This is a genomic window from Streptomyces sp. NRRL F-5650 (assembly GCF_000721365.1).
In the GTDB taxonomy this organism is placed as follows: Bacteria; Actinomycetota; Actinomycetes; order Streptomycetales; family Streptomycetaceae; genus Streptomyces; species Streptomyces ardesiacus.
Genome location: NZ_JOGV01000011.1, coordinates 43,947 through 62,434, shown reverse-complemented (window position 1 = coordinate 62,434; position 18,488 = coordinate 43,947). Strand labels below are relative to the sequence as shown.

The window sequence follows — 18,488 nt, the reverse complement described above, 5'->3', positions numbered from 1 at the left end:
CACCGATGTCCTACTCGATGCCCCGGCTCTCCTCCAGGTAGGCGAGCGCGCCGACCGGCTCCTCGGCGAAGAAGACCAGCTCGGTGAGGGGGCGGGGCAGGAAGCCCTCGTCCTCCATGCGCCGGAACTGCTCCCTGAGGCCGTCGTAGAAGCCCGCGGTGTTGAGCAGGACGACCGGCTTGTCGGTGTGTCCGTGCTTCTTCAGCTCCAGGATCTCGGTGGCCTCGTCGAGGGTGCCGGTGCCGCCCACCATGATGACCACGGCGTCGGCCTTCTCCAGCAGCAGCCGCTTGCGCTCGGCCAGGTCCTTGGCGATCACCATCTCGTCGGCGCCCTCGCGCGCCTTGGCCGCCAGGAAGTCCACCGAGACCCCGAGCAGCCGCCCGCCGGCCTCCTGCACGCCGTCGGCGACGACCTTCATCAGGCCGGTGTCCGAGCCGCCCCAGACGAGGGTGTGGCCGCCCTTGCCGAGCAGCCCGCCGAACTCCTTGGCGGGCCGGGTGTAGCGCTCGTCGAGGTCGGCGGCGGAGAGGAAGACGCAGATGTTCATGGCTCAACGGTACGTTCCCGCGCGGTGGGAAGAAGCCGTCGCCCGGGCACGCTGTAGTGACGAAGGACACTGCCACGGAGGAGAACGATCATGACCGAGGGACTCGGGAAGCTCACAGGGCACCGCATCACCGTCGAGCCGAGCGGCCGGCACGTGCGCGTGGTGCACGACGGGCAGGTCCTGGCGGAGAGCGACGCGGCGCTCGTCCTGCACGAGACGGGCTGTCCCGACCGGTACTACATCCCGCCGTCGGACGTACGCGTCGACCTGCTGACCCCCTCCGGCACGCACACCCACTGCCCCTTCAAGGGCGACGCGTCCTACTGGTCGCTGCCCGGCGCGGCGGACGTGGTGTGGGCGTACCCGGACCCGAAGCCGGAGGTCGCGGAGATCAAGGACCACTTCTGCTTCTACGAAGTCGAGGTGTCCTGACCGATGAACCGAGTGCCGTGCGGCAGTCTGCACGGGCATGGACAAGACGACTGTTTCCCGTGACGGCACCCGCATCGCCTACGACCGTTCCGGGCGCGGACCGGTGGTGGTGCTCGTCAGCGGAGCCATGTCGACGGGGGCGACGACGGCACCGCTGGCCGCCGAGCTGTCGGACCGTTTCGACGTGGTCGTGTACGACCGCCGGGGGCGCGGCGAGAGCGGCGACACGGCGCCCTACGCGGTGGAACGCGAGATCGAGGACCTGGCGGCGCTGATCGAGGAGGTGGGCGGCGAGGCCTCGCTGTACGGCATGTCGTCGGGCGGCGCGCTGGTGCTGCGGGCGGCGGCGAGCGGGCTGCCGGTGCGCCGGGCGGCCGTGTACGAGGTGCCGTACGCCATGGACGACGCGGCCGTGCGGGCCGCCGCCGAGTACACCGGGCGACTGGCCGAGGCCCTCGGGCGGGGTGGGCGCGGGGACGCCGTGGAGCTGTTCCTGCGCCACACCGGGCTGGGCGAGGAGATGATCCGGGGCGCCCGGCAGTCGCCGATGTGGGCCGGGATGGAGTCGCTGGCGCCGAGCCTGGCGTACGACGACGCCGTACTGGGCGGGGGCCGGGTCCCCACGTCCGCGATCGCCACGATCGGCGCTCCCCTGCTGGTCCTCGCGGGCGGTGCGAGCGACGCGTGGTGGCACGAGGCCGCCCGCGCGGTCGCCGAGGCGGCCCCCGAGGGGACGTACGGCACCGTGGCCGGGCAGACCCACCGGGTGGAGCCGGGCGTACTGGCGCCGGTGCTCGCGGAGTTCCTCGCCGCGTGATCCGTGGACGACGCCGACCGTACAGGCGTGTCCGGGGGACGGATCAGGCCGCGCCGGCCGTCGCACGCGTCGTGGAGGCGATGGTCGCCGAGCCCACCACACGCGTCCCGTCGTACAGCACGATCGCCTGGCCGGGGGCGACGCCGCGCACCGGCTCGGTGAACGTCACCTCCAGGGTGCCGTCGACCAGTTCGGCACGGACCTCGCTCTCGCCGCCGTGGGCGCGGAGCTGGGCGGTGTAGGTGCCGGGGCCGGTGGGGGCGGCGCCGCACCAGCGGGGCCTGATCGCGCGGAGGGCGTCGACGTCGAGGGCCTCGGCCGGGCCGACCGTCACGGTGTTGTCCACCGGGGAGATGTCCAGGACGTAGCGGGGCTTGCCGTCGGGGGCCGGGGTGCCGATCCTGAGGCCCTTGCGCTGGCCGATGGTGTAGCCGTAGGCGCCCTCGTGGGTGCCGAGGCGGTTTCCGGCCTCGTCGACGATGTCGCCCTCGGCCTTGCCGAGGCGGTCGGCGAGGAAGCCCTGGGTGTCGCCGTCGGCGATGAAGCAGATGTCGTGCGAGTCGGGCTTCCTGGCCACCGCGAGGCCGCGGCGCTCGGCCTCCGCGCGGATCTCGTCCTTGGTGGTGACCGTGTCGCCGAGCGGGAACATGGCGTGGGCGAGCTGGCGGTCGTCGAGCACGCCGAGGACGTAGCTCTGGTCCTTGGCCATGTCGGAGGCGCGGTGCAGCTCGCGGGTGCCGTCCTCGCGCAGGACCACCTGGGCGTAGTGGCCGGTGCAGACGGCGTCGAAGCCGAGGGCGAGCGCCTTGTCGAGCAGCGCCGCGAACTTGATCTTCTCGTTGCAGCGCAGGCAGGGGTTCGGAGTGCGGCCGGCCTCGTACTCGGCGACGAAGTCCTCGACCACGTCCTCGCGGAAGCGGTCGGCGAGGTCCCACACGTAGAAGGGGATGCCGATGACGTCGGCGGCGCGGCGGGCGTCCCGGGAGTCCTCGATGGTGCAACAGCCCCGGGCGCCCGTACGGAAGGACTGCGGGTTCGCGGAGAGCGCCAGGTGGACGCCGGTCACGTCGTGCCCCGCCTCGGCCGCGCGGGCGGCGGCGACGGCGGAGTCGACTCCGCCCGACATGGCGGCGAGGACGCGGAGGGGACGGGTGCGCTGCGGAGTGTCAGTCATAGCCCCTCCAGAGTACGGGGAGGCGGGAACCGGGGCGCGCGAGTATGCGTTGAAGATCGTATGGGGGCTGAAGAGGGTTCCACGGGCGGGTCGGCACCGGGCGGTTCCGGGAGCGGCGGCTCCGCGGACGGCGACCGGCGCATCGGCCGGCGGGCGCTGATCGTCGGCGGTGCGGCGGCGGCCGTGGGCACGGGCGTGCTGGCCCGCGACGAGCTGTCGCGCCTGTGGTGGCGGCTGCCGGGCGTCGAGCGGCCCCGCGAGCAGGGCGCGGTCGACTACGCGGGCGCCCGCTGGGTGGCGGCGTCGGACGCCAACTGGCGGCGGGCGGACCGGCCGGACGACTTCGGCATCGACACGGTGATCGTCCACGTCACCCAGGGCAGCTTCGACAGCGCCGTGCGGGCCTTCCAGGACCCGGGGCACAAGGCTGCCGCGCACTACGTCGTGGGGCAGGACGGGCGGATCACCCAGATGATCCGCGAGCTGGACGTGGCGTACCACGCGGGCAACCGCGACTACAACGAACGCAGTGTCGGCATCGAGCACGAGGGCTTCGTGGACCGCCCGCGGGACTTCACGGACGCGATGTACGCCGCCTCCGCGCGGCTGACGGCGGGGATCTGCGCGCGGTACGGCATACCCGTGGACCGCAAGCACATCCTCGGCCACGTGGAGGTGCCGGGCACCGACCACACCGATCCGGGGCCGCACTGGGACTGGGACCGGTATCTGAAGCTGGTGCGGCGGGCGGCCACGAGCGCCCCGTCCCAGCCGCCCACCAAGGCCTGAACCCTGCCCGCGGCTGCCGCTACGACAGCCCCGCCGCCCTGGCCCGCTCCACCGCGGGGCCGATCGCCTTGCCGAGTGCCTCCACGTCGGCCCGGGTCGAGGTGTGGCCCAGCGAGAAGCGCAGGGTGCCGCGGGCCAGGTCGGGATCGGTCCCGGTGGCCAGCAGGACGTGGCTGGGCTGGGCGACGCCCGCGGTGCAGGCGGAGCCGGTGGAGCACTCGATGCCCTGGGCGTCGAGCAGGAGGAGCAGGGAGTCGCCCTCGCAGCCCGGGAAGGTGAAGTGGGCATTGGCGGGCAGGCGCCCCTGGGGTGCCGGGTCGCCGCCGAGGATCGCGTCCGGGACCGCCGTGCGGACGGCGGCGACGAGGTCGTCGCGCAGGGCGCCGATCTCGCGGGCGAACCACTCGCGCCGCTCGGCGGCGAGCCGCCCGGCCACCGCGAAGGAGGCCACGGCGGGGACGTCGAGGGTCCCGGAGCGCACATGGCGTTCCTGTCCGCCGCCGTGCAGGACGGGTACCGGGGTGTACTCGCGGCCCAGGAGCAGCGCGCCGATGCCGTAGGGGCCGCCGACCTTGTGGCCGGAGACGGTCGCCGCGGCGAGCCCCGAGGCGGCGAAGTCGACGGGGAGCTGCCCGAATGCCTGGACCGCGTCGGCGTGCAGCGGGACGTCGAACTCGGCGGCCATGTCGGCGAGTTGCCGTACCGGCATGACGGTGCCGATCTCGTTGTTGGCCCACATGACGGTGGCGAGGGCGACGTCGCCGGGGTCGCGGGCGATGGCCTCGCGCAGCGCCTCGGGGTGGACGCGGCCGTACTCGTCGACCGGCAGGTACTCGACGGTGGCGCCCTCGTGCTCGCCGAGCCAGTGGACGGCGTCGAGGACGGCGTGGTGCTCGACGGGGCTGGCCAGGACCCGGGTGCGGGCCGGGTCGGCGTCGCGGCGGGCCCAGTACAGGCCCTTGACGGCGAGGTTGTCGGCCTCGGTGCCGCCGGAAGTGAGGACCACTTCGCTGGGCCGGGCGCCGAGCGCCTCGGCGAGGGACTCGCGGGCCTCCTCGACGGTGCGCCGCGCCCGGCGGCCGGACGCGTGGAGGGAGGAGGCGTTGCCGGTGACGCTCAGGTGCGCGGCGAGTGCCTCGACTGCCTCGGGAAGCATCGGGGTCGTCGCGGCGTGGTCGAGGTAAGCCATGGTGCGGCCGATTCTACGGGCGGCTCCGCCGGGCCCCGGACCGCGGTTGGCCCCGTCGGCGCCTTTCGGTCACAGGCTCCAGGACAGGGTGCTGTCCGCGGACATGAACGCCACCAGGACCAGCAGGTCGGCGACGCCCAGGCCGAGGCCGAGGAGGGCCCGGCCGCGGCGTGCGGTGCCGCGCCACAGGGCGATGCCCGCGAGGGCGATGGCGACCGGGCCCAGGAAGACGTTGAGGACGAGCAGGCCGAGCAGGCCGAGGACGAAGGAGGCGACGGCCATGCCGTCGGTGTCGTGGATGCCGGTACGGCGGCCGGTGCGGGTGCCGCGGTCGGTGTCGGCGGTGCGGTGGGCCGGTGCGGTGAGCTGCATGGCGTTCTCCCTGCCGTTGCGTCGGTGGACGTGCGTCAGTGGGCGGAGGTGCCGCTCCGCCGGCGGCCGTGCCGTTCGCGGACGGCGAAGATCCCGAGCCAGACGGCGATGACCAGGCCGGCCGCGACGGAGAAGGTGAGCGGCGCGTGGGCGACGGCGCCGAGGACCACACCGAGGAGCAGAAGTGCGACGACGAGAAACAGCATGAGCGGATCCCCCAATCTTGGTGCCGATCTTGGTGGGCACTTCGGTGAACGGTTGTGGTTACAGTTGTTCACTGACTTGCAAGTCTAGCGCGCCGTACGGCTTTCCAATTCCGGAGAACAGTTGTTAACTGCATGGCATGAGTCACACCTCGGGCGTTCGGCAGGCGCAGAAGCGGAAGACCCGGCAGGCGCTCCTGGACGCGGCGCTCGGCCTGCTGGAGGAGCAGAGCCTGAGCAGCCTGGGACTGCGTGAGGTCACGCGCGCCGTGGGTGTCGCCCCGACCGCCTTCTACCGGCACTTCCGCTCCACGGCCGATCTCGGCGTGGCGCTGGTCGAGGAGGCGCTGGGCAGCCTGCACCCGATGATCCGGACGACCCTGTCACCGGCCGAGGACGACGAGGAACGCATCAGCCGCGCGGTGGAGTTGATCGCCGGACACGTGGCCGCGCACCCCGCGCACGTCCGGTTCATCGCACGGGAGCGGCACGGCGGCGTGCAGCCGGTGCGCCTGGCCATACGGGAGCAACTGGCGCGGTTCGCCGAGGAGGTGAAGGCCGAGCTGGCGAAGGACGCGTCGGCGGCGGGCTGGAGCGAGGCCGATCTGCGCATGCTGGCCGGCCTGTACGTCGACCAGATGCTGATCACGGCGTCGCTCTTCCTGGAGACGCTGGACGCCCCGGAAGAGGAGCGCCGCCGGGCCGTCGAGACGGCCCGGCGGCAACTGCGGCTGATCGGCGTCGGCCGCGCGCACTGGCTGGACTGAGCCGGCCCGGGTCAGCCGAGCCGTACCCGGGCCAGTTGGCGGGACTGGGCGACCAGGCGGTCGGCGCTGTCCCAGACCTCGGCGTCCTCCTCCAGGAAGCCGCCGGCGAGGTTGCGGGTGGTCACGGAGATCCGCAGCGGGCCCGGCGCCGGACGGCACCGCACGTGCACGGTCAGCTCGACCGTCGGCACCCAGCCCGTAAGGCCCAGCTCGAAGGCGGTGGGCGGCAGTGCGTCCACCGCGAGGAGCAGCGAGAGCGGGTCGGCGTCACGGCCGTCGGCGAGGCCGAACCAGGCCCGCATCTCGCCCCGGCCCGAGGGCTGCCCGAGCGCCCAGCCCAGGGTGGCCGGGTCGAGCTTGAGCATCAGCCGGTCGGCGATGGCCGAGCTGCCCTCGACCGGGGCGGGGCCGTCCTCCGGGCCGAAGCACTGGTCCACCGGCGGGATGGCGGGCGGCGCGGCCGAGGTCCGGACGTCGTCCGGCAGCGCGTCGAGGTCGCCGTAGGAGGCGAGCACGCGGATGCGCTCCACCTCGTTGCCCTCGTCGTCGAACTGGAAGAGGGAGGCCTGGCCGGTGGAGAGGGTGCGCCCGGCGCGGACGGTCTCGGTGCGCACGAGGGCAGGACCCGGCCGGGAGGCGGTGAGGTAGTGCGCCGAGACGGTGAAGGGGTCGGGGTGCGGGAGCGCGTCACCGAGGGCCCGGCCCAGGACGGCCAGCAGGTAACCGCCGTTGACGGCGTTGATGATCGTCCAGCCGGCCGACAGGTCGATGTCGTAGACACCCGGCGCGCGTCGGCGGACGGCGGTGTCCCGGTCGAACTCACTGTCACCGATGGTGGCCCGTGTGGCCGCTGCGGAGGCTGCTTCTGGCATGGCAGCACGGTACAACAGCAAACTACTAAGCGGTAGCTTTCTCTTTCCGTTCCCGTGCGCGCAGATAGGCCTCCAGTTCCGCCGCCCCGGCCACCATCGCCCGGCCCCGGGCGGCCACCCTCTCGCGCCACTCGCCGAGGGCGGCCTCCAGCGGCTCCACTCCCCCGGCCGACCGCACCCGGGCGAGGACGGACGCGATCCGCTCCAGCGAGTAGCCGCCCCGCCTGAGCTGGTGCGCGAGGCGGGCGTCCCGGGCGTCGGCCTCGCCGTAGCGGCGGTACCCGGTCGCGGGGTCGCGCCGGGGGCGAACCAGGCCCGCGCGCTCCCACTTGCGCAGGGTCGCGGGACGGACGCCCAGTTCCCGGGCGAGTGCTCCGATGAACCCGCCTGCCGGCCCCGGCACCTCCCCCCTGTCCCCGGGCACCAGCTCCCGCAGCGCGCCCTCCACCGCGTCCAGCGTCCGCCGGTCGTCGAGCAACTGCGCGTGGCTCTCGTCGACGAGCCGGAGCGCCTCGTCCACGGCTCCCTCGTTCACACCGCGCAGCACCGCGGCCGCCGTCCCGTGCCCGTGGGCCGCCGCCAGGGCCAGGAAGGCGTCCAGGGCCAGGGCGTGCAGCGCGGTGTAGACGCGGTAGCCACTGGCCGTCCGCTCGGCGGGCGGGAGGATGCCGGCCGCCTCGTAGTTCCTGACGGCCTGCGCCGACAGACCGTGCGCCCGCGCCAGGTCGACCGGCCGGAGCCTTCTCTCGCTTTGAGGCTTTACGGCCATGAATCCCATGCCCTTGCAGCGAAGTTTCAACCGAGGGTTCAACGATAGCGTTGAAGCCATGGCTGAACGCATCCAGGACATCGCCCACCCGCTGGACGCCGCCGCGGTGATGCGGCTGCTGCCGGACCGGCCCCGGCTCCTCGCCCTGGGCGAGCCCACCCACGGCGAGGACGCCCTCCTCGACGTGCGCAACGACGTCTTCCGGCAGCTCGTCGAGGAGTACGGCTACCGCACGATCGCGATCGAGAGCGACTGCCTGAAGGGGCTGGCGGTGGAGGACTACGTCACGCGGGGCACCGGCACCCTCGACGAGGCGGTGGAGCACGGGTTCAGCCACCCCTGGGGCCCGAGCGCCCCCAACCGGGAACTGGTGCGCCGGATGCGCGCGTACAACGAGGACCGGCCCCCGCACGAGCGGATCCGCTTCGCCGGTTTCGACGGCCCCCTGGAGATCACCGGGGCCGCGAGTCCCCGGCGGGCACTCACCGCGCTGCACGGGTACCTGGCGGCACGGGTGGACCCCGCCCTGCTTCCCTGCACCGCGGCGGAGCTGGACCGTCTGCTCGGCGCCGACGACCGGTGGACCGAGCCCGGGGCGATGACGGACCCGTCCCGGTCCGTGGGGCGGTCGGCCGGGGCCGGGGAGCTGCGGACGCTCGCCGCCGACCTGGTGTCACTCCTGGAGGAGCAGACGCCGCACCTGCTCGCGTCCGCCTCACGGGACGACTGGGACCGGGCCCGCCTGTACGGACGCACCGCCACCGGCCTGCTGGCCTACCACTACTGGATGGCTGAGCCCTCGCCCGCCCGCATGAGCCGGATGCTGGGCCTGCGGGACCGGATGATGGCCGCCAACCTCCTCGCGCTCGCGGAGCGGGGACCGGTCCTCGTCCACGCCCACAACGCCCACCTCCAGCGGGCGAAGAGCTCGATGCGGATGTGGCAGGGACGGCTGGAGTGGTGGAGCGCCGGCGCGCTCGTGAGCGCGCGGCTCGGCGGCGCGTACGCCTTCGTGGCGACGGCACTCGGCACGATCCGGCACCAGGGGGTGGACACCCCGCCGCCCGGCACCGCCGAGGGGCTGCTGTACGACCTGCCGGACGACCCCTGCGTCGTCGACCCCGCGCTGCTGGCCGCCGCCCTCGGCGATCCGCGGCCCGCGCCCCGCGTCTCCCCCTGGTTCGGCTACGCCCCGCTCGACCCGGGCCACCTGGACACGATCGACGGCCTCGTCTTCGTCAGGGACATGCCGCACCCCTGACCGGGGCCGGGGCTCACTCCCCCTCCACCACCGTCGACCGGCGGTTCCAGGCGCGCGGCGCCCGCCAGTGGTAGCGCAGGGCGAGCAGGCGCAGGACGAAGGCCGTGACGACCGCGAGCGCGCTGGTGAGCGGGGTGAGGGCCTCGTAGCGGATGCACAGGGCGACCATGGCGGAGCCGACGATCGCGGGGACGGCGTACAGGTCGCGGTCCCAGCGCAGGAGTGAGGGCACCTCGTTGGCCAGCACGTCGCGCAGGACGCCGCCGCCGACGGCGGTGGCCAGGCCAAGGCAGGCCGAGGCGGTCAGGCCGAGACCGTAGTCGTACGCCTTGGTGGTGCCGGCGACGCAGAACAGGCCGAGGCCCGCCGCGTCGAAGATGTTCACGCCGGTCTGGAGGCGCTCCACGTGGGGGTGGAGGAAGAAGACCAGCAGCGTCGCGAGCAGCGGGGTGAGGAAGTACCCGAGGTCGGTGAAGGCGGCGGGCGGCACCGCGCCGATCACCAGGTCCCGGAAGAGCCCGCCGCCCAGCGCGGTGACCTCGGCGAGGACGGCGATGCCGAAGACGTCGAAGTTCTTGCGTACGGCCAGCAGCGCGCCCGAGATGGCGAAGACGAAGATACCGACCAGGTCGAGCGTGTGCTGGACGGTGGGGCTGAAGAGTTGCTCGTACACCCTCCCATTCTTACCTGCCAGTGAGCCCCCGCCTTACAAACGAAGGCGGGGGCCCAGTGGCAGGGTGGGTGAGTGCGGTCACTTCTCCTTGGCGGGAGGCTTCTCGTCGGTGCTCCCGTCCGCGGCCCCGGCGCTCTCGCCGGTGTCGTCACCACTCTCGTCGGTGCCGTCGGTCCCCTCGGCCGCAGGCTCGTCGCCGTCGGGCGCCGGGTCCTTCGCGGATGCGGCGGACTCGGCGGATTCGGCGGAATCGCTGGCGTTCGCCCCGACCTCCGCGGCGACCGCGGCCGAGGTCGCGGCCGACTCCGCCAGGGCCTCCTCCGACACCAGCTCCGCCGCCTCCTTCGCCGCGGAGAGCAGGACGACGTCCTGCGGGGCCTGGTCCTCGAAGTTCTCCGGGTGGTGGCAGGCCACCTGCTGGCCCGGCCGCAGCTCCTTGAGCGGCGGCTCGGTGGTGGTGCAGATCTGCGTCGCCTTCCAGCACCGGGTGTGGAAGCGGCAGCCGCTCGGCGGGGCGATCGGCGAGGGCACGTCGCCCTTGAGCAGGATGCGCTCGCTCTTGGCCGACTTGCGGGCCGGGTCCGGGATCGGGACGGCCGACATCAGCGCCTTGGTGTACGGGTGCATCGGCGACTTGTAGAGCAGGTCGCGGTCGGCCAGCTCCATGATCTTGCCGAGGTACATCACCGCGATCCGGTCCGAGACGTGCCGGACGACGGACAGGTCGTGCGCGATGATCACGTACGTCAGGCCCAGCTCCTGCTGGAGGTCGTCGAGCAGGTTGACGACCTGGGCCTGGATCGACACGTCCAGCGCGGAGACCGGCTCGTCGGCGACGACCAGCTTCGGGTTGAGCGCGAGCGCGCGGGCGATGCCGATGCGCTGGCGCTGGCCGCCGGAGAACTCGTGCGGGTAGCGGTTGTAGTGCTCGGGGTTGAGGCCGACCACCGACAGCAGCCGCTGGACCTCCTGCTTGACCCCGCCCTCGGGCTGGACGCCCTGGAGCTTGAAGGGGGCGCTGACGATCGTGCCGATGGTGTGGCGCGGGTTCAGCGAGGAGTACGGGTCCTGGAAGATCATCTGCACGTCGCGGCGCAGCGGACGCATGCCGCCGACCCCGAGGTGGGTGATGTCCTTGCCCTGGAACTCGACCTTGCCCGCGGTCGGTTCCAGGAGCCGGGTGATCAGCCGGCCCATGGTCGACTTGCCGCAGCCGGACTCGCCCACGACGCCCAGCGTCTCGCCGGCCCTGACCTCGAAGTCGATGCCGTCGACGGCGCGCACCGCGCCGACCTGGCGCTGCAGCAGGCCCTTCTTGATCGGGAAGTGCTTCTGCAGCCCGGTCACCTTGAGCAGGGTCTCGCCGGGGGCGGCGTCCTTGGTCAGGGTGGCACCGCTGGTCTGTGCGGGAATGGTCACCGCTTTGTCCTCTGCCTGGTCGCTCACAGCTTCGGCGCAATCTCTTCGGTCCAGATACGCTCCCGCTGCTCCTGCGACATGTGGCAGGCGGCCCAGTGCTTGCTGCCGACCTCGGTCAGCTCGGGGCGGACCGTGCGGGTGACGTCGTCCTTGGGCACGTCGGCGTACGGGCAGCGCGGGTTGAAGGCGCAGCCGGACGGCAGGTTGATGAGGGAGGGCGGCGAGCCCTTGACCGGGATGAGGCGTTCCTGCTGGTCGCGGTCGAGCCGCGGCATCGAGCCGAGCAGACCCCAGGTGTAGGGGTGCCGGGGCTCGTAGAACACCTTCTCCGCCGGACCGCGCTCGACGCACCGGCCGCCGTACATCACCAGGAGGTCGTCGGCCAGCTCGGCGACGACGCCCAGGTCGTGGGTGATGACGATGACCGCGGAGCCGAACTCCTTCTGCAGGTCCCGGATGAGGTCGAGGATCTGCGCCTGGACGGTGACGTCCAGGGCGGTGGTCGGCTCGTCCGCGATGAGCAGCTCGGGGTTGTTGACCAGCGACATCGCGATCATCGCGCGCTGGCGCATGCCGCCGGAGAACTCGTGCGGGTAGCTGTCGACGCGCTTGTCGGGCTGCGGGATGCCGACGCGGTCGAGCATCTCCACGGCACGGCGCTTGGCGGTCTTCTTGTCCACCTTGTGGTGGATGCGGTAGGCCTCCACGATCTGCTGGCCGATCGTGTAGTACGGGTGCAGCGCGGACAGCGGATCCTGGAAGATCATCGCCATCTCGCGGCCGCGCAGCTTGCGCACGTAGTCGGGGTCGGCGGACAGCAGCTCGGTGCCGTCCAGCCAGATCTCGCCGGATATCTGCGCCTTGCGCTTGCCGTACTGGCCGGCGGTGTGCAGGCCCATGATGCCGAGCGAGGTCACCGACTTGCCGGAGCCGGACTCGCCCACGATGCCGAGGGTCTTGCCCTTCTCGAGCTGGAAGGAGAGCCCGTCGACGGACTTGACCAGGCCGTCGTCGGTCGGGAAGTGGACCTTGAGGTCGCGCACTTCCAGGAAGGCGGTCGGCGCGGGCGAGGCGGCGGCGGGCTCGCCCACCGCGGCCCCGCTCTTGCTCAGTTCGGTCATGCGAGCCTCACTCGGGGGTCGATCACGGCGTACAGGATGTCCACCACGAGGTTGGCGATCAGCACCGCGAGAGAAGTGATCAGTACGACGCCCAGGATAAAGGGCAGGTCGTGGTTCTTGATGGCGTCCAGGACCTTCTGGCCCAGGCCGGGGAGGCTGAACGTCGTCTCGGTCAGGATCGCGCCGCCCATCAGGGCGCCGAGGTCCATGCCGAGCATGGTGAGCAGGGGGGTCAGGGTGGACCGCATCGCGTGCTTGCTGATGACGACCTGTTCCTTGAGGCCCTTGGCCCGCGCGGTGCGGATGTAGTCCTCGCCGAGGATCTCCAGCATGGTGGCGCGGGTGATCCGGGCGTACATCGCGGCGTACAGGAAGGCCAGGGTGATCCACGGCAGGATCATGCCGCCGAACCACCCGGTGAAGCTCTCTTCGAGCGGTACGAACTCACCGTTGATCCAGCCGAGGCCGTAGGAGAAGATCGCCAGGCTCAGCAGACCGGTGAAGTAGATCGGCAGGGAGACACCCGCCAGGGCGACGACCATGGCACCGCGGTCCCACAGCGAGCCGCGCTTGAGGGCGGAGAGCACACCGGCGGCCACACCGAAGAGCAGCCACAGCACGGCGGCGCCGAGCGCGAGGGCCAGGGTCACCGGGAAACGCTCGGTCAGGACCGGCCAGACCGACTGCTCGGTCTTGAAGGAGTAACCGAAGCAGGGCGCGGCGCAGTGGGTCACGTCGCCGCCGGCCGCGTAGGTGCGACCCGCGAAGATGCCCTTGAAGAACTCCCAGGCCTGCACGAGGACCGGGTCGCCCAGACCCAGCTTCTCGCGCACTCCCTCGACCGCGGCGGGGTCCGCCTGCTTGCCGACGAAGTTCAGGGCGATGTCGACCCCGGCCCACTTGGGGACGAGGAAGAAGATGCCGAAGACCACCAGGATGATGACCACGAGCATCACTGCGGCGGCGAACAGCCGCCTGATGAGGTAAGCGAGCACGGGTTGCGGCCCGCTGCGCCCCGCGGGCCGCCGGAGATTGTCCGGCGGCCCGCGGTCACGCCGCGCCGGCCTTCACCTGCCTTTCGTGCCGTACGGCGGGTGTACCGGTTACTTCTTGGGGTTCTTCAGACCGATGTTCACGAAGTCGTACATACCGCTGTAGGCGTCGGTGGTGTACACGTTCGCGATGTTGCTGGAGCGCCAGTTGATGAACTTCTCGAAGACGAAGGGCAGGTAGTACGCGCCCTCCATCACCTTGTGGTTGATCTCCCGGGCGGTCTTCTCCTTGCCCGCGGCGTCCTTCTGCGTCAGGTAGTCGGCGAAGAGGCCGTCGATCTTCGGGTCGTCGATCATCGCGAAGTTGTTGTTCGCGCTGTCGAGGATGTAGTCGCTGTGCCACAGCGGCAGACCGTAGCCCTGCACGGACGGGAAGTCCGGGCCCCAGCCCATGATGATGATGCCGTAGCCCTTCTTCTGCACGTTCGAGGGGCTGCCGATGACGCTGGCGTACTGCGAGCCGTCGTACTGGTCGATCTCGACGTTGATGCCGACCTTCTTCAGCGAGGCCTGGAGGGACTCGGCGGTGGCGACCTCGACCGGCTTGTTGTTGCGGACCGCGATGGTGGTCTTGAAGCCGTTCGGCTTGCCGCAGGCCTTCAGCTCTTCCTTGGCCTTCTCGACGTTGCCGTTCTTGTTGGCGCCGGCCATCTCGTACGGGTCGTACTTCTGGCCCTCGGAACCCGGGACGGCGGGCGGCAGCATGTTGGTGCCGATGTCGCCGCCGGCGACCGGGCCGCCGCGCGCGGTCTGCAGGGAGACGTGGTCGGCCCCGTAGAGCACGGCCTTGCGGCAGTGGATGTTGTCGAACGGCTTCACGTTCTGCGGGAACGTGGCGTACCGGATGTAACCCGAGACCGGGTTGTCCAGGTTCTCCTTGTGCTCCTTCAGCGCCGTGGTGCGGCCCTGGGGCGACAGACCGGTCTGGGCCAGGTCGATGTCGTAGTCGCCGGCGATCAGGCGGGCGTCCAGGTCGTTGGCGTTGGTGAAGAACTTGACCGTGATCTTGTCCGGGTACGCCTTGCGCACCGGGTCCGAGCTCTGCTTCCACTCGGTGTTGCGGACCAGGGTCAGGTCCTTGCCCGGGTTGTAGGACTCGAACTTGTAGGGGCCCGAGGAGAACGGGCGCAGGCCGTACTTGGACTTGGTGTCCTTGTCCTGGCGGACCGGGGACGCCGAGGTCAGCGCGAGCATCTCCTCGAAGTCGGAGTTGGCCGCGGGCAGGTGGAAGACGATCGTCTTGTCGTCCGGCGTCTCGATCGCCTTCAGACCCAGCTTGTCCTTGGACTTGTCCTTGTACGGGCCCTGGTACTCGTCCTTGGGGTCCAGCACCTCCTTGAGGTACGTCGGACCGCCGGAGAGCACGTCCTGCGCCCAGACGCGCTCGATGCCGTACTTGACGTCCTTGGAGGTGATCGGCTTGCCGTCCTCCCAGGTGATGCCGTCACGCAGGGTGTACGTGTAGGTCTTGCCGTCGGCCGAGACCTTGGCGACGTCGGTGGCGAGGTCGGGGGTGACCTCGGCGCCGGTCTTGCCCGGCTCCGTCTTGTTCGTGACGAGCTGGCGGCTGTAGTAGCGGGAGAAGTCCCACATGAAGCCGTAGTAGCCACGCGTGGTGTCCCACGAGTCGGCGTCCTGGCTGCTGGCGAACTTCAGCGTGCCGCCCTTCTTGGCCTCGGAGGCCTGGGCGACCTTGTTGTTGGCCGCGTTGAAGCCGGCCGCGCCGTTCTTCGAACCGCTGCCGCCTTCGTCGTCGCCGCCTCCGCCGCACGCCGCCGTGGTCAGCAGCGCGGCGACCACTGCGGCAGCGGCCAAAGCCTGCTTGCGCCGCCCTGAGGTGCGTTGGGTAGTCACGATCTCGGATCCTCCGGATTAGATGAGAGACCCCGTGCAGGTGCCACGGGTCGCTTTGCGGTACGGCAGGGTCAGCGGGAGCCCTTCGGGTCCAACGCGTCGCGCACGCCGTCACCGAAGAGGTTGAAGGCAAGAACGGTGATGAAGATCGCCACACCGGGGACCACCATGTACATGGGGTCCGACTTGTAGTAGTCGATCGCGCTCGAGAGCATCTGCCCCCAGGACGACGTGGGCGGCTTGACGCCCACGCCGAGGAAGCTGAGCGCCGCCTCGGTGAGGATGTTGGTGGGGATCATCATCGTGGTGTAGACGATGATCGGCGCCACCAGGTTGGGCAGCAGTTCCTTGAACAGGATGTAGAACCGTCCGGCCCCCAGCGACCGGGCCGCCTCGACGTACTCCCGTTCACGCATCGAGAGGGTCTGGCCGCGGACCACGCGGCCGATGTAGGGCCAGCCGAAGAAGCCGATGACCACGATCATCATGAGCAGGCGCACGCCGGTGCCGCTCAGCCCCAGCATGGAGTCCGGCATCACCGAGACCAGGGCGATGATGAACAGGAGCTGCGGGAAGGCCAGCAGGCCGTCCATGATCCGGCTGATGAGGGAGTCGACCCAGCCGCCGAAGAAGCCGGCGAGGACACCCAGGACGGTGCCGATGACCACGGCGACGAGCGCGGACAGGAAGCCGACGAGCAGCGAGATCCGGGCGCCGTGGACGATGCGGGCGAAGATGTCGCGGCCGTTGACCGGCTCCACGCCGAGCCAGTGGTCGCCGCTGACGCCGCCCAGCGAGCCCGTGGGGGTGCCGAACAGCGGGTCGATCATGTCCTCGTTGTAGGCGTTGGGCTCCTGCCCGTACAGCGAGGTGATCAGGGGCGCGAAGACGGCGACCAGGATGAGGACCAGCACCACGCAGCCGCCCGCGAGGGCCAGCCGGTCCTTCTTCAGGCGCTCCCAGGCGATCCGGCCCAGGGAGCGGCCTTGTACCGACTTGGCCTCGGCGCCGGCGACCGCCGCTTCCTCTGCCGCACTCGGGGCCGCTTCCGCGGTCGGCTCGTGCAATGGTGCCGTCATCTGGCAGGGACCCCTCTCAACCGGCGGTAGCCGGCCCGCACTTGCCGCTGTAGCGGCGTGATCAGTCCGTCGTACAAAGAGGCGAGACTCCACCCCTTGTTGCGGGAGTCTTCAACGCCTGGGCGATCCGTAGCCAGAGCTGACGGTGAATGGATGCGCAACCGTGATGCTGTTTGAGGTGTTCCGTTATCCGGACAGTGGGTAACGGGGGCCGGACGCGGGCGAGTTGGGACATCGGGGACACGGCGGCGCTTAGCGTCGTCATCTACGCGCGAAGATGACCTTGGACGCCCGGTTCCGTGCCCCGGCCGCCGACGCCCCCGCCGTCAGTAACGGCCGCCGGCCGGAGGGTAGCCGTACCCGCCCGCGGGCGCCTGGGCGGGGGCGGCCGCGTGGGCCTCGCGGTCGTAGAACGGGCGGGCGTTGGCGCGCAGCCACAGGGCGACCGGGTCGTGGGTGTCGGTCATCGCCACCGTCGACACCGGCAGCCCGTCCGGCACCGCGCCGACGGACTGCTGCATCATCGCGCGCACCGCGTCGACGGCCGGCGGGGAGGTGTCGTACACGTCGAGGCCGATGGCGAGATACGGCGCCCCGAGCGTCGGCTGCACCCAGGCGCGGCGCAGGGCGCGGACCGCCGGGGTGCGGTGGGCGTTCTGGGCGAGCAGGGCGTAGAACTGGGGGATCTCGATGGCCGGTTCGGACAGGCGCAACGGGCCCGCGGGCTGGCGGTCCAGGCCGGAGGCGATGCGGCGCAGGTCGAGCCAGGGGATGCCGACCCCGCCGCCGGGAGCGTGCGGGTTGAGCCACAGGCCGTAGTGGTCCGGGTAGAGGGCGCGGGCGACCTCCAGGCCGTCGACCACCTCGTACGACCGGTTCCAGCCACTGGCGGACAGTTCCTGGGCGGAGGTCACGCAGGGCGCGTAGCCGTACCCCTCGACCTCCATGTTCCCGTACTGGGCGTCCGCGGAGCCGGCCTGGCCGTGCCACAGCAGCATCCAGACCTGGCCGGAGGTGGGGGTGGCGAGGGCGCGCAACAGGGCCTCGTAGGCGTCGTAGCGCCCGGGCGTCACCTGGCGCAGCATGTGCTCGACCTGTCCGGTCGTGGTGCCGCTGGCGCTCACGCGTATCGCCCCTTCGAGAAGTTCCCCCGGTGTCGGAACCAGCTTAAGGCTCCGCAGGGTGCGAGGGCCCATGAGCCAGGGGCTCCTTGCCGTCCGGCGGGTGCGGGCTTCGTCCTGGTTGGTCGCGCCCACGCGGCGGGGCCGCACATGTCACAGCCCCGCGCCCCTGGGCGCGTCTTCCCGCCCGGTGTTCACAAGTCACCGTTGTAGAAGGGGCGGACCCTTTCCCGCATCCAGTCGCAGACCGGGTCCTGGGCCGCTTCCAGGAGGACCAGGTTGACCTGGTACCTCAGGGGGGACTTGGTGAGGGCTCGGCCCAGGGCGTCCAGGGGGAGGGTTCGGGCGTCGCCCTCCCAGTGGGCGAGTTCGACGCCGACGTACAGGACCGGATCGGCGGTCTCGACGGCGGCCAGGCAGCGGCGCGCGGTGCGCACGACGCCGGTGGCGGCGAACTCGGCGGAGGCGGCGGCCAGGAAGTCCACCGGGTCGTCCTGCCAGTCGGGCTCGAAGAGGCGGACCCGGCCGCCGGAGGCGGGCCCGTCCAGCGGGGTGCGCCCGGCCCGGCACAGCTCGGCCACGGCGGGCGGCGGCAGCGGGATGCCCACCACGCCCTCCGGGTTGACGATGACGCCCACCTGCGGGGGCAGGCCGCGGGCGAACTCCACGGCGGGGGCGACGGTGTACGCCATCTGCGCCCCGGCCACCTGGCGGAGCTGCTCCTCGGAGCTGAACACCGGTACGTAGGCCTGGCCGTCGATCTCCAGCGTGGGCAGGTCGAGGGGGCCGCTGCGCGGGCCGCCCCCGTTGGGCAGGGGTATCCACAGGAAGCTGCGGCCCAGGACCTCCACGATCCGGCCGCCGGCCGCCGGGACGCCGAGGGAGGCGGACAGCACCTCCTCCAGCTCGTTGCCGGGCCATCCGCCGTGCGGGTGGGGGTGCGCCTGTGCCGGGAAGTCCATCTGCCTGCCTAC

20 protein-coding genes are annotated in these 18,488 nt (G+C 71.5%); 5 read left to right on the top strand and 15 right to left on the bottom strand.

Translation table 11 applies throughout. The features are described 5' to 3' along the window. Positions 1-10: 10 nt before the first annotated feature. Positions 11-550: a TIGR00730 family Rossman fold protein gene (locus IG88_RS0113010; protein ID WP_031039286.1), complete on the bottom strand. Its 540-nt coding sequence runs from the start codon at positions 548-550 to the stop codon at positions 11-13. A gap of 90 nt (positions 551-640) precedes the next feature. Between IG88_RS0113010 and IG88_RS0113005 the strand changes: the two genes are divergently transcribed. Together IG88_RS0113005 and IG88_RS0113000 are read left to right on the top strand one after the other, a co-directional pair. Beyond that, positions 641-982: a DUF427 domain-containing protein gene (locus IG88_RS0113005; protein ID WP_031039284.1), complete on the top strand. Its 342-nt coding sequence runs from the start codon at positions 641-643 to the stop codon at positions 980-982. Positions 983-1,019: 37 nt separating this feature from the next. Then, complete coding sequence (locus IG88_RS0113000) at positions 1,020-1,799, top strand: alpha/beta fold hydrolase (RefSeq protein ID WP_031039282.1); 780 nt, start codon at positions 1,020-1,022, stop codon at positions 1,797-1,799. A gap of 43 nt (positions 1,800-1,842) precedes the next feature. Here IG88_RS0113000 and mnmA read toward each other — a convergent pair whose 3' ends face one another. Next, positions 1,843-2,973: a tRNA 2-thiouridine(34) synthase MnmA gene (mnmA, locus tag IG88_RS0112995; protein WP_031039280.1), complete on the bottom strand. Its 1,131-nt coding sequence runs from the start codon at positions 2,971-2,973 to the stop codon at positions 1,843-1,845. 60 nt (positions 2,974-3,033) lie between these two features. Here mnmA and IG88_RS0112990 point away from each other — a divergent pair, with 60 nt between their 5' ends. After that, positions 3,034-3,762, top strand: a complete 729-nt coding sequence (locus tag IG88_RS0112990) for an N-acetylmuramoyl-L-alanine amidase (RefSeq protein ID WP_031039275.1) — start codon at positions 3,034-3,036, stop codon at positions 3,760-3,762. 19 nt (positions 3,763-3,781) lie between these two features. On the opposite strand, the gene IG88_RS0112985 is transcribed toward IG88_RS0112990, so the two are convergent. The 3 genes from IG88_RS0112985 to IG88_RS42540 form a co-directional block, all read right to left on the bottom strand. Beyond that, a complete protein-coding gene (locus IG88_RS0112985) occupies positions 3,782-4,951 on the bottom strand; it encodes a cysteine desulfurase family protein (RefSeq protein WP_031039274.1) in 1,170 nt (389 codons plus the stop codon). Positions 4,952-5,020: 69 nt separating this feature from the next. Then, complete coding sequence (locus tag IG88_RS0112980) at positions 5,021-5,323, bottom strand: hypothetical protein (RefSeq protein ID WP_031039272.1); 303 nt, start codon at positions 5,321-5,323, stop codon at positions 5,021-5,023. 35 nt (positions 5,324-5,358) lie between these two features. Next, on the bottom strand, positions 5,359-5,529 hold the full coding sequence (locus IG88_RS42540) for a hypothetical protein (RefSeq protein ID WP_031039269.1): 171 nt from the start codon (positions 5,527-5,529) through the stop codon (positions 5,359-5,361). Between the two features lie 137 nt (positions 5,530-5,666). Here IG88_RS42540 and IG88_RS0112970 point away from each other — a divergent pair, with 137 nt between their 5' ends. After that, positions 5,667-6,293, top strand: a complete 627-nt coding sequence (locus IG88_RS0112970) for a TetR family transcriptional regulator (protein ID WP_031039266.1) — start codon at positions 5,667-5,669, stop codon at positions 6,291-6,293. 11 nt (positions 6,294-6,304) lie between these two features. Here IG88_RS0112970 and IG88_RS0112965 read toward each other — a convergent pair whose 3' ends face one another. Then, positions 6,305-7,165, bottom strand: coding sequence for a thioesterase family protein (locus IG88_RS0112965; protein ID WP_031039263.1), 861 nt, complete (start codon positions 7,163-7,165; stop codon positions 6,305-6,307). A gap of 25 nt (positions 7,166-7,190) precedes the next feature. Beyond that, entirely contained in the window at positions 7,191-7,943 is a 753-nt protein-coding gene (locus IG88_RS0112960; RefSeq protein ID WP_107452144.1) for a TioE family transcriptional regulator, read from the bottom strand. Positions 7,944-7,992: 49 nt separating this feature from the next. Between IG88_RS0112960 and IG88_RS0112955 the strand changes: the two genes are divergently transcribed. After that, positions 7,993-9,195 carry an erythromycin esterase family protein gene (locus IG88_RS0112955; RefSeq protein WP_031039257.1) on the top strand — a complete coding sequence of 401 codons (1,203 nt, stop codon included), beginning with the start codon at positions 7,993-7,995 and terminating at the stop codon, positions 9,193-9,195. A gap of 13 nt (positions 9,196-9,208) precedes the next feature. On the opposite strand, the gene IG88_RS0112950 is transcribed toward IG88_RS0112955, so the two are convergent. From IG88_RS0112950 to IG88_RS0112915, 8 genes are all read right to left on the bottom strand, one after another. Continuing rightward, positions 9,209-9,868 carry a trimeric intracellular cation channel family protein gene (locus IG88_RS0112950; RefSeq protein WP_031039254.1) on the bottom strand — a complete coding sequence of 220 codons (660 nt, stop codon included), beginning with the start codon at positions 9,866-9,868 and terminating at the stop codon, positions 9,209-9,211. A 78-nt stretch (positions 9,869-9,946) separates the two neighbouring features. Beyond that, complete coding sequence (locus IG88_RS0112945) at positions 9,947-11,287, bottom strand: ABC transporter ATP-binding protein (protein WP_051851887.1); 1,341 nt, start codon at positions 11,285-11,287, stop codon at positions 9,947-9,949. Between the two features lie 23 nt (positions 11,288-11,310). Next, the gene (locus IG88_RS0112940) at positions 11,311-12,408 is read right to left on the bottom strand and encodes an ABC transporter ATP-binding protein (protein WP_031039249.1); all 1,098 of its coding nucleotides are present in this window, start codon (positions 12,406-12,408) and stop codon (positions 11,311-11,313) included. Then, the gene (locus tag IG88_RS0112935) at positions 12,405-13,403 is read right to left on the bottom strand and encodes an ABC transporter permease (protein WP_031039246.1); all 999 of its coding nucleotides are present in this window, start codon (positions 13,401-13,403) and stop codon (positions 12,405-12,407) included. The genes IG88_RS0112940 and IG88_RS0112935 overlap by 4 nt, the downstream gene beginning before the upstream one ends. Positions 13,404-13,511: 108 nt before the next feature. After that, positions 13,512-15,314 (bottom strand): ABC transporter substrate-binding protein, encoded by a 1,803-nt coding sequence (locus IG88_RS0112930; protein ID WP_031039242.1) that lies wholly within the window; start codon positions 15,312-15,314, stop codon positions 13,512-13,514. A 71-nt stretch (positions 15,315-15,385) separates the two neighbouring features. Continuing rightward, a complete protein-coding gene (locus tag IG88_RS0112925; RefSeq protein WP_031039240.1) occupies positions 15,386-16,393 on the bottom strand; it encodes an ABC transporter permease in 1,008 nt (335 codons plus the stop codon). A gap of 326 nt (positions 16,394-16,719) precedes the next feature. Beyond that, positions 16,720-17,517, bottom strand: coding sequence for an enhanced serine sensitivity protein SseB C-terminal domain-containing protein (locus tag IG88_RS0112920; protein WP_031039237.1), 798 nt, complete (start codon positions 17,515-17,517; stop codon positions 16,720-16,722). A 191-nt stretch (positions 17,518-17,708) separates the two neighbouring features. After that, positions 17,709-18,476, bottom strand: coding sequence for an enhanced serine sensitivity protein SseB (locus tag IG88_RS0112915; RefSeq protein WP_031039235.1), 768 nt, complete (start codon positions 18,474-18,476; stop codon positions 17,709-17,711). Between the last annotated feature and the right edge of the window lie 12 nt (positions 18,477-18,488).

Bases quoted from the DNA above. Each gene is read 5' to 3' on its own strand.
- IG88_RS0113010 (WP_031039286.1), bottom strand. From the start codon at position 550: ATGAACATCTGCGTCTTCCTCTCCGCCGCCGACCTCGACGAGCGCTAC.
- IG88_RS0113005 (WP_031039284.1), top strand. From the start codon at position 641: ATGACCGAGGGACTCGGGAAGCTCACAGGGCACCGCATCACCGTCGAG.
- IG88_RS0113000 (WP_031039282.1), top strand. From the start codon at position 1,020: ATGGACAAGACGACTGTTTCCCGTGACGGCACCCGCATCGCCTACGAC.
- mnmA (WP_031039280.1), bottom strand. From the start codon at position 2,973: ATGACTGACACTCCGCAGCGCACCCGTCCCCTCCGCGTCCTCGCCGCC.
- IG88_RS0112990 (WP_031039275.1), top strand. From the start codon at position 3,034: ATGGGGGCTGAAGAGGGTTCCACGGGCGGGTCGGCACCGGGCGGTTCC.
- IG88_RS0112985 (WP_031039274.1), bottom strand. From the start codon at position 4,951: ATGGCTTACCTCGACCACGCCGCGACGACCCCGATGCTTCCCGAGGCA.
- IG88_RS0112980 (WP_031039272.1), bottom strand. From the start codon at position 5,323: ATGCAGCTCACCGCACCGGCCCACCGCACCGCCGACACCGACCGCGGC.
- IG88_RS42540 (WP_031039269.1), bottom strand. From the start codon at position 5,529: ATGCTGTTTCTCGTCGTCGCACTTCTGCTCCTCGGTGTGGTCCTCGGC.
- IG88_RS0112970 (WP_031039266.1), top strand. From the start codon at position 5,667: ATGAGTCACACCTCGGGCGTTCGGCAGGCGCAGAAGCGGAAGACCCGG.
- IG88_RS0112965 (WP_031039263.1), bottom strand. From the start codon at position 7,165: ATGCCAGAAGCAGCCTCCGCAGCGGCCACACGGGCCACCATCGGTGAC.
- IG88_RS0112960 (WP_107452144.1), bottom strand. From the start codon at position 7,943: ATGGGATTCATGGCCGTAAAGCCTCAAAGCGAGAGAAGGCTCCGGCCG.
- IG88_RS0112955 (WP_031039257.1), top strand. From the start codon at position 7,993: ATGGCTGAACGCATCCAGGACATCGCCCACCCGCTGGACGCCGCCGCG.
- IG88_RS0112940 (WP_031039249.1), bottom strand. From the start codon at position 12,408: ATGACCGAACTGAGCAAGAGCGGGGCCGCGGTGGGCGAGCCCGCCGCC.
- IG88_RS0112925 (WP_031039240.1), bottom strand. From the start codon at position 16,393: ATGACGGCACCATTGCACGAGCCGACCGCGGAAGCGGCCCCGAGTGCG.
- IG88_RS0112915 (WP_031039235.1), bottom strand. From the start codon at position 18,476: ATGGACTTCCCGGCACAGGCGCACCCCCACCCGCACGGCGGATGGCCC.